Raw genomic sequence first — 13,965 nt, 5'->3', positions numbered from 1 at the left:
TCATGTAAAAAACCCCGAAGGTTGGATCTATGTCCAACTTTCGGGGGTCAGTTCAGACTTCCCGTCTGGCTTTTTTTTTGGTGGCCGATTTTATGGCCGATTTCATGACCGCTTCGATGTTTGCTGCGCCGCAGGGCAAGCGCAGCGGTTCAGGCTGGCCGCTTAGCGCACGCGCAGCACGCGCATGGCACGCTGCTTGCCAGCTTCATCCAGCACGCGCAAGGTGACTTGGCGCGCCTGGAAACCGGCGGGCAGGCTGCCGCTGTTGAGCAGGGTCTGATAACGCGTCAGATCGACTGCCGGGCCTTCCAGGCGCACGACGTCGTTGCGGCCATTGCCGTAGCGGCCGTCCACGACCAGTTCCAGCGTGCCCTTGAAGGCGGCTGCGCTGGCGGGCTGCAAGAGGACGATCTGATACTCCAGCGCATCGTCTTTCTGGGAGAAACGGGCGCCGCTGATGCCAGGCGTATAGCCTCGGGGGTCTGCAGGCAGCAGTTCGATCAGCGCGTCGATTTCCTGTTGCAGCGGCTCGGAAACGGCTTCGGCGCGGTTGGCGCGGGCCTGCCATTGCTCTGCGTTGTTCCTCACGCTGCTGTGTTCGCTGTTGAGCGCATCCAGTTCATCCCGCAGCCGTTGGGTTTCCAGCTTGGCGGCATTCAGTTCCTGGGTCAGTTGCTGGGATTCCGTGACAGTCAGCCGCTTGGGGCCATAACTGTTTTGCAGAAAGTACCAGCCCGCAGCACCGATGATGGCACCGAACAGCATCTGTGCCAGCCAGCGCGGCATGCGGTGGCGGCGTTTGCCGGTGTCATAGGGGGAGGGCTTGAAAACAGGACGTTTGGAAGAACTGAACAGTGCCATGCGTTGAAATCCTAGCTGGGTGTGTCGGCCAGCATGTGAGGCCGGCGGTTGCAAGCGGGGCCGGCGGAGCAGACCGCCGAGTTGCCGGGAGCGCTGCGTCGCCGGCAGGCGACAGTGTATTACGCTTGGCCGCCGCCGGAGAATGCAAGACGTTTCCGGGCGTTAGGGGTTGGTACGGTTTTGTTGCAGGTATTGGTCCAGCTCCGTCAAGCGCTGGGGCGTGCCGACGTCTGTCCACTGCCCGCTGTGGCGGCTGCCGAGCACGCTTTGGCTTGCCATGGCCTGCCGCAGCAAGGGCGCCAGCGGAGCAGGGTGGTCGCCTGAAACCCCCGCGAATAGCGCGGGATGGAAAACGCCGATACCGGCATAGGTCAGGGCGCCGTTGTCCGTGCCGCGTGGGCGCAGCAGGCCTTGCTCGTTCAGGATGAAGTCGCCCTCAGGGTGATGAGCCGGGTTGGTGACCAGCAGCAGCCAGGCTTGCCGGAGGGTGCCATCCAGTTCGGCGGCGATGGTGGCAGCCGCGCCGGGCCGCCAGTCGCACCAGACATCGCCATTGAGGACGAGAAAAGGGTCGCCGCCCAGCAGGGGCAGGGCGCGGGCGATGCCGCCGGCGGTTTCCAGCGCGGGTTCGCCCTCGGCGGAGTACTGGATGCGCACCCCCCAGCGGCTGCCGTCGCCCAGGGCATCAACGATGCGCTGCCCCAGCCAGGCGTGATTGATCACGACGTCCCGGATCCCTGCGCCGGCCAGCGCCTGCAAATGCCAGGCAATCAGCGGCTGCCCGCCTGCCGCCAGCATGGGCTTGGGCAGGGTATCGGTCAGCGGGCGCATGCGTTCGCCGCGTCCGGCGGCAAGAATCATGGCACGCATCAGAAGGTATAACCGGCAGTAGGGGTGATCTGATCGACGCGATCCAGGATGCGCAGCAACGGTGTGAATGGCCGGTAGCGGCCGCAGACCTGGCGCACATAAGCGTTGAGGCGCGGCAGGTGCGCCAGATACCAGTCCTTGCCGTCACGGTGATTCAGGCGGGAGAACACGCCCAGGATGCGCAGATTGCGTTGCAGGCCCATCCATTCGTAGTCCTGGTGCAGGACGGCGAAGTCATCGGGCACGGGCAGGCCGGCGCGGCGGGCCTGTTCCCAATAGCGTATGCCCCAGTCCAGTTGCCGGGCTTCATCCCAGGTGGTGCGGGCATCCAGTAGCAAAGACGCCAGGTCGTAGGAAATCGGCCCCAGGCGCGCATCCTGGAAGTCGATGATGCCAGGCTGTTGCTTGTCTGCGGTGGGCAGCATCAGGTTGGGAGAATGGTAGTCACGGTGCACCAGAACTTGCGCCTGAGCGGTATTGTGCGCGGTCAGGGTCTGGAAAATTTGTGACAGGGTGTTGCGCTCGGTGTCGGTGAGCGTCACGCCGTGATGGCGGTTCAGATACCACTCTTCAAAAACGGATAGCTCCGCCAGCAAGGTGGCCTGGTCGAATAGCGGCAAGCCCTCGGCAGGCGCTTGCTGGACCCGTATCAGGGAGTCGATGGCGCCCCGGTACAGCGATTCGATTTCGGCGTCGCCGGGCTGCTCTTGCAGACGGGCGAAATAAGTTTGGGTGCCCAGGTCACTTAACAGCAGCAGGCCTTGCTCCGGATTTTCGGCCAGGATAACCGGCACATTCACGCCGCTGGCCTGCAAGCGTTTGCAGATGTCGATGAAGGGACGGCAATCTTCCTGCGGCGGCGGGGCGTCCATGACGATCAGCGTGCCGTACACGCTGCTGTCCAGACGGAAGTAGCGGCGGAAGCTGGCATCGCTGGAGGCGGGGCGCAGGGTTTCAATGGCCAGTTCGAAGCTGGCGGGCAGCTTGGCAAGCCAATGGTTCACCAGGTCTAGCCTGGAATCAGAGGGAATCGTGGCGTTCAAAGCAGGTTCCGAAAGGCATTCAGTCAGGCGAGAGGGCACGTTCAAGAGACGGCCGGAAGGGAATTGCAAAGGAAATCCTCAGACATGCCCATAGAACCGATGTTCTATATCTCTATAATACCGGCACGATATTCTATGGCGGTTTCCTTTTCGTGCGTTTGTTCTTATCCGTCGCCCTGCTTGCCGCAGGCTGTTTGCCTGCTGTCCAGGCCCAGGTGGGCCTGGCCGGTGATGTGTCGCGTCCTCAGGCATTGCGCGAGTCTTCCCTGCTGATAGACCGTACCCGGCTCAGCGAGGACGACATGCCCGTCTTCGCCAACAGTGACCAGACCGAAGGGCAGCCCGATTCCCGCGTCATCATGCAGGGAGATGCCGTATTGCGCCGCTACGACTCGGTGCTCAAGGGCAATTACATCGACTACAACGGCGCCACCGGCCAGGTCGAAGCGCGTGGCGATGTGCGTCTGATGCGTGGCGGCGGCCGTATCGAAGGGCCGGGCCTGCACTATAACTTCGAGACGGATGTCGGCGAGATCGAGCAGCCGTCCTTCCGGGTCGGCCCGTCCGGCGGTTCCGGCAAGGCCGCGCATGCGGAAATTTACGGGCGCAATAATATGCGCCTGAAAGACGTGATCTACAGCGGCTGCCCGTGCCCGGATCCCGCCTGGTTCATCGAAGCCGAACGGGTGGATATCGACTACGCCGCCAATGACGGCGAAGCGCGCAACGCCGTGCTGTATTTCAAGGGCGTGCCGCTGCTGGCATCCCCCTATCTGACGTTCCCGGTGCGCAAGGAACGCAAAAGCGGCCTGCTGCTGCCGACCTACGGGACGACGACCAAGGGCGGCATCGACATTTCCGTGCCGTATTACCTGAATCTGGCGCCGAATTACGACATGACCCTGACTCCGCGTTTGCTGACCAAGCGCGGCATGATGCTGGGGGGCGAATTCCGCTACATGGGGGAGTCCTTCAAAGGGGAAATGACGGGCGCCTACCTGCCGAATGACCGTGTGACGCGCACGGATCGCTGGGTGTATGGCTGGAAGCATTTCCAGGATCTGGGCCATGGCTTCAGCGCGGACTGGGATGTGAACCGCGCGTCGGACGACAACTATTTCCGTGATATTTCGGCGGTCGGGCTGAGTGAGGCCAGCCGTACCTATCTGCCGCGCAATGGCCGCGTCGGCTGGGGCGATGGCTACTGGAGCGCCGGGGTGGCGGTAGAGTCGTACCAGACGCTGCAGGATCCGGACGCGCCGCTGATTCCCCCCTACGACAAGCTGCCTGAGCTGAGCTTCAAGGGCTTGCGCTATAACTGGCAAGGGCTGGATCTGGCCTGGGAAAATACCGCGACCTGGTTCCAGCGGCCCATTTATGACGGCCAGCGCACGGGGCCGCAAGGCCAGCGTTTTGTGTCGTATGCGACGATGGCTTATCCCATCGAGCGGGCAGGCTGGTACATCACGCCCAAGGCCGGGATGCACGTCACGCGTTATGACACCCGCTGGGGCGGCCAGAACTGGTATAGCCTGCCTGGCGGCATGTCGTCTTACCGCACGGTCGCCAGCCGCGCCTTGCCTATCCTGTCGCTGGATAGCGGCATGGTGTTTGAACGCAATACCACGCTGTTCGGCAAGCCGGCCCAGCAAACGCTGGAGCCGCGTGTCTATTATCTGTATGTGCCGTACCGCTATCAGGATGATCTGCCGACTTACGACACGGCGCTGGCATCCTTCAATATGGCGCAGGCCTTTGATGAAAACCTTTATACCGGCGGCTGGGATCGCATTGCCAACGCGAATCAGGTCACCCTGGGGCTGACTTCGCGCTGGATGGACGCCAGCAATGGCTTTGAGCGTGTCAGCCTGTCGGTCGCGCAACGCCTGTATTTCGAAAACCAGCGCGTCGCCCTGCCAGGCGAGGCGCCGCGCCAGAACCGTCGTTCCGATCTGTTGATGGGCGCAACCACTGCCTGGACGGACACCTTCAGCACCCAGGCGGTGCTGCAGTATGATCCGCACCAGGAACGCTGGATGCGCTCGACGCTGAGCGCGCGCTGGCGCCCGCAACGGCTGGCCTCCATGACGCTGGCCTATCGCTATCAGCGTGATCCCACCGTGGATGCCCAATATCAGTTGCAAGGGCGCGAGCAGATCAGCTTTGCCGGCCAATGGCCGCTGAGCAACCGCTGGTACGGCGTGGGGCGCATCGACTATTCCATGCTGGATAGCCGCGTCACGCAGTCGATAGCCGGCCTGGAATACAAGGGCGATTGCTGCTGGGCAGCGCGCGCGGTATTCCAGCGCTATGCCGTGGCGTCCAACGACACCAATACGACTTTCTTCCTGCAGCTCGAGCTGACCGGACTCGGCTCGCTGGGAACGGATCCCCTGGGTCTGTTGTCCAGAAGCATACCGGGCTATGAGTCCGTGAATCCGAGTGTGCCGCAGGGCACGCGCTTTGATAGGTACGAATAAATACATGCTTAACGTTAGACTCAAGCAGTTGCCCTTGATGGCCGCGCTGGCCTTGGCCAGCCTTGGCACGGCGCAGGCGCAAACCAGTCCGGCGGCTGCGGCGCAGGTCCGGCCGGGGGCGGAAAAGGTCGTTGATGGCATTGCGGCCATCGTCGATAACGATGTCATCACGCTGCAAGAATTGAACCAGCGCACGGCGCAGGCGCAAGGCGAGCTGAGTTCGCAAGGGGTGGCCTTGCCCGACCCGGCCGTGCTGCAGCGGCAGGTGCTTGAGCGCATGATCAGCGAGCGCCTGGAAGACCAGGAAGCGAAGCGGCTCAATCTCAGTGTGAGCAATGCCGAACTGAACGGGGCGGTGGCGACGATTGCCCAGCGCAACGGCTTTACCGAAGAGCAGATGCGCCAGCAGGTCACGGCTTCCGGTTTGAGCTGGCCGGCCTATATGGAGGTATTGCGGCGTGACATCATGATGGATAGGCTGCGTCAGCGGGTGGTGGATTCCACCATCATGATTCCGGATTCCGAGGTCGATGCCTTTATCCGCGATGAGCGTACCAAGGGCCAGAGCGGCAACGGCATGGCCGCGGCCGCATCCGGCCCGGTGGCGCTGGCGCAGATTCTGGTGCGAGTGCCGGAAAACAGCTCACGCGACGAAGAGGCGGCGGCGCGCGCGCGCGCCGAGGCCATTCTGGCGCGGGTGCGCGGCGGTGAAGACTTCGCTGCCGTGGCGGCTGCCGAATCGCAGGGGGCAGAGGCGCTGCAAGGCGGCCTGATGGGCGAACGGCCAATGAACAGCTGGCCGGATTTGTTCGTGCGCGCTGTTGCCTCCGTGCCGCAAGGCCAAGTGAGCGAATTGGTGCGCAGCGGCCTGGGCTATCACATTCTGAAAGTCGTTTCGCGCAGCGATGAGGCGACGGCGCAGCAGCGCAACGGCGCCGATCATGGCGTGGATTTCAATTCCCAGGCGCCCATGCCGGTGACCCAGACCAAGGCCCGCCATATTCTGATCCGTACCAGCGCGGTCATGAGCGATGAGCGCGCCAAACAGCAGCTGGACCAATTGCGTCTGCGTATTCTCCAGGGCGGAGAATCCTTCGAAGACCTGGCGCGCCGCTATTCCAAGGATTCCAGCGCGCCGCAAGGCGGGGATCTGGGCTGGCTGTCGCCGGGCGAAACCGTGCCGCAGTTCGAGCAAGCTATGGATGCGCTGTCGGAAGGCGACCTCAGCGAACCGGTTAAATCGCCGTTCGGCTGGCACCTGATCAAGGTGGATTCCCGCCGCACGCAGGACATGGCTGAAGCCTATCAGCGCATGCAGGCGCGCCAGATTCTGTTCGAGCGCCGCGCTTTGCCGGCTTTCGAGGAGTGGCTGGAGCAACTGCGCGAACGCGCCTATATCGACAACCGCCTGGAACGCCGTCAGCGGCTGGAACAGGAGTAAGCAGGTATGGCAGCACATCAGGCGCGCAAGCGCTTTGGCCAGCACTTTTTGAGTGATCTGGCAGTAGTGGATGAAATCGTGCGTGCGATCGCGCCCGAACGCAATGACTTGATGGTAGAAATCGGCCCAGGGTTGTCAGCATTGACCCGGCCCTTGCTCGAACGCCTGGATCATCTGCACGCCGTGGAGATCGACCGGGACCTGGCCGGGCGGTTGCGGCGCCAGTACCCGGCGGACAAGCTGACGGTTCACGAGGCCGATGCCTTGACGGTCGATTTTTCGACCTTCGGCCAGGGCGTGCGTATTGTGGGGAATCTGCCTTACAACATCTCCAGCCCGTTGCTGTTTCATCTGATGGCGGTGGCCGATCAGGTGCGCGATCAGCATTTCATGCTGCAGCGGGAAGTGATTGACCGCATGGTTGCCAAGCCTGGCAGCGCGGATTATGGCCGTTTGTCGGTGATGCTGCAGTCGCGTTACCGCATGATCAATCTGTTCGATGTGCCGCCGGAAGCGTTTGATCCGCCGCCGCGGGTGATGTCGGCGATTGTGCGTATGCGCCCTTTGCCGGCGGATCGCCCGCAGCCTCAAAGCGAGGCCGCATTTTCCACGGTGGTGGCGCGCGCCTTTTCCCAGCGTCGCAAGATGCTGCGCCGCGTGCTGGCCGATTGGGCTGAAGATATTCCCTGGGAAGCCCTGGGCATTGAGCCTACCGATCGCGCCGAGAGCGTGACGGTGGCGCAGTATATCGGCCTGTCCGATGCGCTGCTGGCAGCAGGCCGGGTGAGCGCTGCGCCTGACCGCAACGCGGCGCAAGACGCTTCGTCAGAGCAGGACTGATTGCAGGGTTGATCGGTAGGGCTGATTGGCTGGACTGATTGGCTGGACTGAGCGGCAGGCCAGTATCTGGCGGGCGGTATGCCTGCCAGACGCTGCGTGGGCCGCAGGCGCCAGCCTGCCGGTCATCTTGCCGTTTGTTTTCCGCTGTTTGTTTTCCGCTGCTTGTTTCTGCATGGCAGGCCGGCTGCGCCCCAAAGGGGGGCTGCCCAAGAGGGGCCTTAGCCCTGGCTTAGCCGAAGAACCAGTAGCACACGGCAATCGCGGCGATCACGCCTGCGAGGTCGGCGATCAGGGCGCAGCCCACCGCATGGCGGGCGCGCTGAATGCCGACCGAGCCAAAATAAACCGCCAGCACATAAAAAGTGGTTTCCGTGCTGCCCTGAACAGTGGCGGCCAGCAAACCCTGGAAACTGTCCACACCGAAATGCTGCATGGTTTCCAGCATCATGGCGCGTGCCGCGCTGCCGGAGAACGGTTTGGTCAGGGCGGTGGGCAGGGCGTCAACAAAACGCGTGTCCAGGCCGGTCGAGGCCACCAGGTAACGGATACCGTCCAGCAGGTAATCCAGGGCGCCTGAGGCGCGCAGGACGCCTATGGCGCAGAGCATGGCCACCAGATATGGCAGCAGATTCTTTGCGACCTCAAAGCCTTCCTTGGCGCCTTCGACAAAAGCGTCATAGACGGGAACCTTGCGCCAGGCGCCGACTGCCACAAATGCCACGATGACGCCGAATAGCGTCAGATTGCCCGCCAGCGAAGACATGGCCGACAGCGCCGTGGCGGACAGCGTCAGCGAAAAAGCCATGATGCCGCCCAGAATCAGGCCAATCACGGCGAACCAGAGCAGGACAACCGGGTCATGCAGCCGCAAACGCTGCATCCACGCGACCGAAAGCAGCGCCGCCAGCGTCGAAGCGCTGGTCGCCAGCAAGATGGGCAGGAAGATCAGGGTCGGGTCGGGGGCGCCTTGCTGCGCCCGGAACATGAAGAGCGTGACGGGCAGTAGCGTCAGCGAAGACGCATTGAGCGCCAGAAACAAAATCTGGGCATTGGTTGCCGTATCTGGCCGCGGGTTGAGGGTTTGCAGCTCACGCATGGCCTTCAGGCCGATGGGTGTGGCGGCATTGTCCAGCCCCAGGCCGTTGGCGGCGAAATTCATGGTGATCAGGCCGATGGCCGGGTGGCCGCGCGGGACGTCCGGCATGAGGCGGGCAAACAAGGGCCCCAGCAGCACGGCCAGTTTTTCGATCAGGCCAGCGCGTTCCGCGATGCGCAGAAAACCCATCCAGAGCGTCAGGGTGCCGAACAGCACGATCATGATGCTGACCGAGGTTTCCGCCATACTGAACAGGCTTTTGACCAGCGCGGAAAATACCTCGGCATCGCCATAGGCCAGCCAGCGTATGCCTGCAGCCAGGGCGGCGATAAGGAAAAAGGCTAACCAGAGCGTGTTCAGCATGGCGGCAGGAGAGAGGAATGGGGGGCCTGGACGATGACTGCGTGCCGGATGGCGCCAGAAGACTTATAGCACCGGAATATCGCCGGGATGATGGGCACGCAGCGCGGCGCGCGCCTGTTCATAATCAGGAATGATACGACTGACTTCATGCCAGAAGTCGGGGCCGTGATTCATTTCACGCAAGTGCGCCAGTTCGTGGGCGATCACATAGTCAATAATGGCCGGGGAGAAATGCACCAGGCGCCAGTTCAGCATGATGCGGCCATCACTGGTACAGGAACCCCAGCGCGTGCGTGCCGCCGAGAGCCTCAGGCTGCGCACGTTCAGGCCATGCAGGGACGCCATGTGCTGCAGGCGCTGCTGGAACAGGGCGGCTGCCTGGCGTTGCAGCCAGGCTTCGGTGATTTCTCGGATTCGTGAGCTTTCGGCATCCCTGGGCAGGCTGAGATGCAGCACATCACCGGCAGCCGGGCTGCCAGGATTGCCCTGGTAGCTCTGCTGGCCTTGCGCGCCCATGGCAGGCGCTGCGCCCAGGGCGATGCGCACGCTGACCCCAAGAAAGGGAAATTCGCCGCCGTGCTGCCAGCGCGTATGCGCCATGGAAAGTTGGGTGCGCCGCTGCTGCCAGGCTTCCAGTTTGGTGACAATCCAGCGGGTTTTTTGCCGGACGGCATCGTCGATCTGGGCCTGGCTGGCCCACGACGGCGCGGTCACGCGCAAGCCGTCGTCGCTGATGAGAAAACCGATGGTGCGCCGGCGTGAGCGCATGAGCGTGTAGCCCAGGCGCTGGGCGCCCGACAGGGTTTCACGCCATTGCGCGCCAGGCGGCAATTGCAGCGGCCGGTCCATGATGAGGCGTCCGGGTTGCTGCTGCAGAAAACCATTGCCGGTTTCCGCGGTACTGCGCAAGGCATCGGCAGACGGGCTGCCGTGAGTCGTGATGGACTGGGTTGGCGCGAACAAATCGACTTGAAGCGGAGAAGAACGGGGCATAGCCGGGAGTGTATTTCACGCAGCCTGGTTTGAGCCAGGGTAATGCTGCGGGCTGATACGGCGCATTTCCGTTTCGATCCAGGCTTCGACACGGGCGTTCAGCTCGTTGCTGTCCAGCCCGGCAGAGTCTATGGCCGGACCGATGGAGACGGTCACCATTCCTGGGTGCTTGAGGAAGGAATTGCGCGGCCAGCAGTCACCCGCGTTGTGGGCGATTGGGATAACCGGCACACCGGCTTCTGCCGCCAGGCGGGCGCCGCCCATTTTGTAGCGGCGGCGCTGCCCGGAGGGCACACGGGTGCCTTCCGGAAACAGCAGGGGCCAGCGGCCCTCGGCCAGGCGCAAACGGCCTAGGCTCAAGACCTGGCTGAAGGCGTCATGGCCTTGTTTGCGGTCGATGGGGATCATGCGCAGCAGCGCCAGGCCCCAGCCGAAAAAGGGCACGAAGTGGAGTTCTTTTTTATAGACGTAGCACACCTGGCGGGGCATCTTGGCGGGGAAAAACAGGGTTTCCCAGGCGGATTGGTGCTTGGAAAGAATGACGGCGGGACCGTCAGGCAGGTTTTCCAGCCCCTGGATCTGCCAGCGGATTCCGCAGATGACGCGGGCGCCCCAAAGCGCCAGCTGGGCCCAGCCGACGGTCAGCCGGTAGCGCGGCCCTCTGGGCAGCGGTGCCCAAAGCAGGCAAGCCAGGGCGTAGGGAATGACAGTGACAGTCAGGAAGACTGCGTAGATCAAGGAGCGTAGCCAGATCATGGGGTATCGTGCTCGGCAAGCAGGGTATCAACCACTGCGGTAAGGTCGTTGGCAATCCGGGTGCCAGGGGGCAATTGTCCGGCTGCGGCCGTGGCCTGGCCGTTGCCGGTGCGCACCAGCCAGGGCTGGGCGCCCGCGGCGGCGGCCGCTTGCAGGTCGCGCAGGGAATCGCCGACCATGGGCACGCTTGCCAGGGGCGTTTCGAAACGCCGGCTGATGTCAGACAGCATGCCCGGCGCAGGCTTGCGGCAGCCGCAGGATTCTTCCGGGCCATGCGGGCAGAGGAAAATGGCATCCACGGTGCCGCCCAGCGCCGCCAGCGCGCGCCGCATCTTGGCGTGCATGGCATTGAGGGTTTCCATGTCGAACAGGCCGCGGGCCAGCCCGGACTGGTTGGTCGCCACGGCGATGCGCCAGCCGGATTGCGACAGGCGGGCCATGGCTTCCAGGCTGCCAGGCAGCGGCAGCCATTCGTCAGGCGATTTGACGAAGGCCTTGCTGTCCTGGTTGATGACGCCGTCGCGGTCGAGGATGATGAGCTTCACTGAGCGAGCCGGGAAAGGTCTGCCACCTGGTTCATAAGGCCGTGCAGACGGGCCAGCAGCGCCAGGCGATTGGCGCGCACCGCGGGGTCTTCAGCCATGACCATGATGTCATTGAAGAAGGTATCTACGGCAGTGCGGGCTTGCGCCAGCGTGCTCAGGGCGGCGGCGAAGTCACCGGCGGCGAACTGGCTGGCAACCGGGCCGGACAGCGCATCCATGGTGCTGGCCAGGGCCTGTTCGGCCGGTTCCGTCAGCAGGGCAGGATTGAGCGGGGTATCCGCGCGTTCCGCTTTTTTCAACAAATTGCCGATGCGCTTGTTGGCGGCGGCCAGGCTGGCGGCTTCGGGCAACTGGGTGAATTGCGCGACGGCGGCCACCCGTGCGCCAACCTGGTGCAGGGGCGGATGCGTGGCCAGCACGGCATCCACCACGCTGCGGTCGTGTTCCTGGGTCAGTTGGTTGCGCAGGCGTTCATAGACGAAAGTCTCGATTTCCGGCAGCACGCTGGCAGGAATACGGTCGGCAGGGAAGCTGTCCAGGCTTTGGCGCAGCAGGCTGCCCAGGGTCAGCGCGCTGTTTTCGCGCACCGACAGCCAGCCGCCGGCTGTCAACTGTTCGAAGGCGCTGATCAGGCCTTGCGCCGCGCGGCGCAGGCCGAAGGGGTCGCGTTCGCCAGTCGGCGCCAGGCCAATGCCCCAGATGCCGACCAGCGTTTCGATGCGGTCGGCAATGAAGAGAATGGCTGCCGTGATGCTGTCGGAGGTGACAGCCTGATCCAGGCGGATGCGGTATTGCTCGCGCAGGGCCTGAACCACACTGGCGGGTTCGCCATCGCCAGCGGCATAGTAGGCGCCCATGACACCTTGCAGTTCAGGGAACTCGCCCACCATGTTGGTGCCGAGGTCGGCCTTGGCCAGCAGCGCGGCGCGGTCGGCATCAGCCACAGGCGCACCCAGGGTTTCAGCCAGCCAGCGCGATAGCGCGCGGACACGTTCCACGCGTTCAAGCTGGGTGCCCAGCTTGTTGTGATAGACAATGCTTTCCAGCTGGGGCACGCGGGCGGCCAGCGGGGTTTTGCGATCCGTGTCGAAGAAAAATTCGGCGTCGGCCAGGCGCGGGCGCACCACGCGCTGATTGCCTTCGATGATATGGCGCGGATCGGCCGTGAGCGTATTGCTGACGATCAGGAAGCGGTGCGTCAGCTTGCCGTTTTCCGGGGCGAACAAGGGGAAGTATTTCTGATTCAGGCGCATCGTGAGAATCAGGCATTCCTGCGGCACAGCCAGGAATCGCTCTTCGAATTCCCCGACATAAACCACTGGATATTCCACCAGCGCGGTCACTTCATCGAGTAATGCTGCCACTTCAGGGTCTTCATCACCCAGCGATGCGCCCAGACGCTGCGCCTGTTCACGCAGTTCGCCGTCGATCAGCGCGCGGCGCTCATCGAAGGAAACCAGAACCTTGCCGGTTTCTGCCATCAGGCGGACATAATCCCCGGCCGCCGGCAGGTCGAATGGCGCCGGCGCCAGGAAGCGGTGGCCGTGCAACTGGCGGCCGGACTGCAGGCCCAGCGCCTGTACCGGTACGATGTCACTGCCGTGCAGCGCCACCAGGCCATGGGCCGGGCGGACAAACTTGACGGAGGTCACGCCATCCGCCAACTGGTAGCGCATGACTTTGGGGATGGGCAGGTGCGTGATGGCGGCATCCAGCGCCAGTTGCAGGCCGTTTGCCAGCGTGGCGCCGGCAGCCTTGCCGTTGGCGATCAGGTAATCCTGCTTGCCGTCGGATTCGCGGGCCAGCGCCTGTACATCCAGATGTTCCAGGCCTTTGGCGGCCAGTTTCTTTTGCAGCGCGGGCGTGGCGGCGCCGTTGGCATCCAGGCCGATTTTCACCGGCATAAGTTTTTCCGAAAACTCGCGGTCGGGCGCCTGCGCCAGCACTGCGGGCAGGAAGACGCCCAGGCGGCGCGGCGTGGCATAAGGCGTGGCGGCGGTATCGCCAGCCACCAGGCCAGCCTGACGCAGTTCAGCTTCGATGCGCTCGGCAAAGGCAATGCCCAGGCGGCGCAGCGCCTTGGGCGGCAGTTCTTCGGTGAAAAGTTCGACCAGCAGCGGGGCGGTAATAGCTTGGCTCATGCCTGTGCCTCCTTGCGGGCCAGCATCGGGAAACCGAGCTTTTCGCGGGATTCGTAATAGGCCTGGGCCACGCTGCGGGACAGATTGCGGATGCGGCCGATATAGGCGGCGCGCTCGGTGACGCTGATGGCGCCGCGGGCATCCAGCAGGTTGAAAGTATGGGCCGCCTTCAGCACGTTTTCATAGGCGGGCAGCGCCAGGGGCACGGCGATCATGCGCTTGGCCTCGTTTTCGTAATCGTTGAAATGAGCGAACAGCATATCGGTGCTGGCATGCTCGAAGTTATAGGTGGATTGCTCCACTTCGTTCTGATGGAAGACGTCGCGGTACAGCACGCGGCCGCCGCCGGCGCCGCCTTCGGTCCAGACCAGGTCATAGACGCTTTCCACGCCTTGCAGATACATGGCCAGACGTTCCAGGCCGTAGGTGATTTCACCGGTTGCTGGCGTGCAGTCGATGCCGCCTACCTGCTGGAAGTAGGTGAACTGCGTGACTTCCATACCGTTGAGCCAGACTTCCCAGCCCAGACCCCAGGC

At 63.4% G+C, this 13,965-nt stretch carries 12 protein-coding genes; 3 read left to right on the top strand and 9 right to left on the bottom strand.

The genetic code is table 11. The annotated features are described in order from the left end of the window. Positions 1 to 162: 162 nt before the first annotated feature. The 3 genes from ACTJGZ_RS13335 to ACTJGZ_RS13325 form a co-directional block, all read right to left on the bottom strand. Positions 163 to 861, bottom strand: a complete 699-nt coding sequence (locus ACTJGZ_RS13335) for a DUF6776 family protein (protein ID WP_441663401.1) — start codon at positions 859 to 861, stop codon at positions 163 to 165. Positions 862 to 1,023: 162 nt separating this feature from the next. Next, a complete protein-coding gene (murU, locus tag ACTJGZ_RS13330; protein ID WP_441663400.1) occupies positions 1,024 to 1,731 on the bottom strand; it encodes an N-acetylmuramate alpha-1-phosphate uridylyltransferase MurU in 708 nt (235 codons plus the stop codon). Beyond that, positions 1,731 to 2,813: an aminoglycoside phosphotransferase family protein gene (locus ACTJGZ_RS13325; protein WP_441663402.1), complete on the bottom strand. Its 1,083-nt coding sequence runs from the start codon at positions 2,811 to 2,813 to the stop codon at positions 1,731 to 1,733. Before ACTJGZ_RS13325 ends, murU begins: the two co-directional genes overlap by 1 nt. A gap of 113 nt (positions 2,814 to 2,926) precedes the next feature. Here ACTJGZ_RS13325 and ACTJGZ_RS13320 point away from each other — a divergent pair, with 113 nt between their 5' ends. From ACTJGZ_RS13320 to rsmA, 3 genes are read left to right on the top strand one after another with little or no spacing between them, the layout of a single operon-like run. Beyond that, a complete protein-coding gene (locus tag ACTJGZ_RS13320) occupies positions 2,927 to 5,254 on the top strand; it encodes an LPS-assembly protein LptD (protein WP_441663399.1) in 2,328 nt (775 codons plus the stop codon). Between the two features lie 4 nt (positions 5,255 to 5,258). Further along, a complete protein-coding gene (locus ACTJGZ_RS13315) occupies positions 5,259 to 6,695 on the top strand; it encodes a peptidylprolyl isomerase (protein ID WP_441663398.1) in 1,437 nt (478 codons plus the stop codon). Positions 6,696 to 6,701: 6 nt separating this feature from the next. Then, entirely contained in the window at positions 6,702 to 7,535 is an 834-nt protein-coding gene (gene rsmA / locus ACTJGZ_RS13310) for a 16S rRNA (adenine(1518)-N(6)/adenine(1519)-N(6))-dimethyltransferase RsmA (protein ID WP_441663397.1), read from the top strand. Positions 7,536 to 7,764: 229 nt separating this feature from the next. On the opposite strand, the gene ACTJGZ_RS13305 is transcribed toward rsmA, so the two are convergent. From ACTJGZ_RS13305 to ACTJGZ_RS13280, 6 genes are all read right to left on the bottom strand, one after another. Further along, on the bottom strand, positions 7,765 to 8,994 hold the full coding sequence (locus ACTJGZ_RS13305; RefSeq protein ID WP_441663396.1) for a nucleoside recognition domain-containing protein: 1,230 nt from the start codon (positions 8,992 to 8,994) through the stop codon (positions 7,765 to 7,767). 63 nt (positions 8,995 to 9,057) lie between these two features. After that, on the bottom strand, positions 9,058 to 9,987 hold the full coding sequence (locus tag ACTJGZ_RS13300) for a M48 family metallopeptidase (protein ID WP_441663395.1): 930 nt from the start codon (positions 9,985 to 9,987) through the stop codon (positions 9,058 to 9,060). A 15-nt stretch (positions 9,988 to 10,002) separates the two neighbouring features. Next, positions 10,003 to 10,743 (bottom strand): lysophospholipid acyltransferase family protein, encoded by a 741-nt coding sequence (locus ACTJGZ_RS13295; protein WP_441663394.1) that lies wholly within the window; start codon positions 10,741 to 10,743, stop codon positions 10,003 to 10,005. Continuing rightward, positions 10,740 to 11,288, bottom strand: a complete 549-nt coding sequence (gmhB, locus tag ACTJGZ_RS13290) for a D-glycero-beta-D-manno-heptose 1,7-bisphosphate 7-phosphatase (protein ID WP_441663393.1) — start codon at positions 11,286 to 11,288, stop codon at positions 10,740 to 10,742. The genes ACTJGZ_RS13295 and gmhB overlap by 4 nt, the downstream gene beginning before the upstream one ends. Beyond that, positions 11,285 to 13,429, bottom strand: coding sequence for a glycine--tRNA ligase subunit beta (gene glyS, locus ACTJGZ_RS13285; protein WP_441663392.1), 2,145 nt, complete (start codon positions 13,427 to 13,429; stop codon positions 11,285 to 11,287). Before glyS ends, gmhB begins: the two co-directional genes overlap by 4 nt. Continuing rightward, the coding region (locus ACTJGZ_RS13280; protein WP_441663391.1) for a glycine--tRNA ligase subunit alpha at positions 13,426 to 13,965 on the bottom strand (540 nt) is incomplete at its 5' end. The genes glyS and ACTJGZ_RS13280, both read right to left, overlap by 4 nt.

It is taken from the genome of Kerstersia sp. (assembly GCF_052103615.1).
Classification (GTDB): Bacteria; Pseudomonadota; Gammaproteobacteria; order Burkholderiales; family Burkholderiaceae_B; genus Kerstersia.
This window is presented reverse-complemented; position numbering and strand designations above follow the sequence as displayed.

Coding starts and splice junctions, on each gene's coding strand:
- ACTJGZ_RS13295 (WP_441663394.1), bottom strand. CDS start 10,743: ATGATCTGGCTACGCTCCTTGATCTACGCAGTCTTCCTGACTGTCACT.
- murU (WP_441663400.1), bottom strand. CDS start 1,731: ATGCGTGCCATGATTCTTGCCGCCGGACGCGGCGAACGCATGCGCCCG.
- ACTJGZ_RS13300 (WP_441663395.1), bottom strand. CDS start 9,987: ATGCCCCGTTCTTCTCCGCTTCAAGTCGATTTGTTCGCGCCAACCCAG.
- ACTJGZ_RS13305 (WP_441663396.1), bottom strand. CDS start 8,994: ATGCTGAACACGCTCTGGTTAGCCTTTTTCCTTATCGCCGCCCTGGCT.
- glyS (WP_441663392.1), bottom strand. CDS start 13,429: ATGAGCCAAGCTATTACCGCCCCGCTGCTGGTCGAACTTTTCACCGAA.
- ACTJGZ_RS13315 (WP_441663398.1), top strand. CDS start 5,259: ATGCTTAACGTTAGACTCAAGCAGTTGCCCTTGATGGCCGCGCTGGCC.
- ACTJGZ_RS13335 (WP_441663401.1), bottom strand. CDS start 861: ATGGCACTGTTCAGTTCTTCCAAACGTCCTGTTTTCAAGCCCTCCCCC.
- rsmA (WP_441663397.1), top strand. CDS start 6,702: ATGGCAGCACATCAGGCGCGCAAGCGCTTTGGCCAGCACTTTTTGAGT.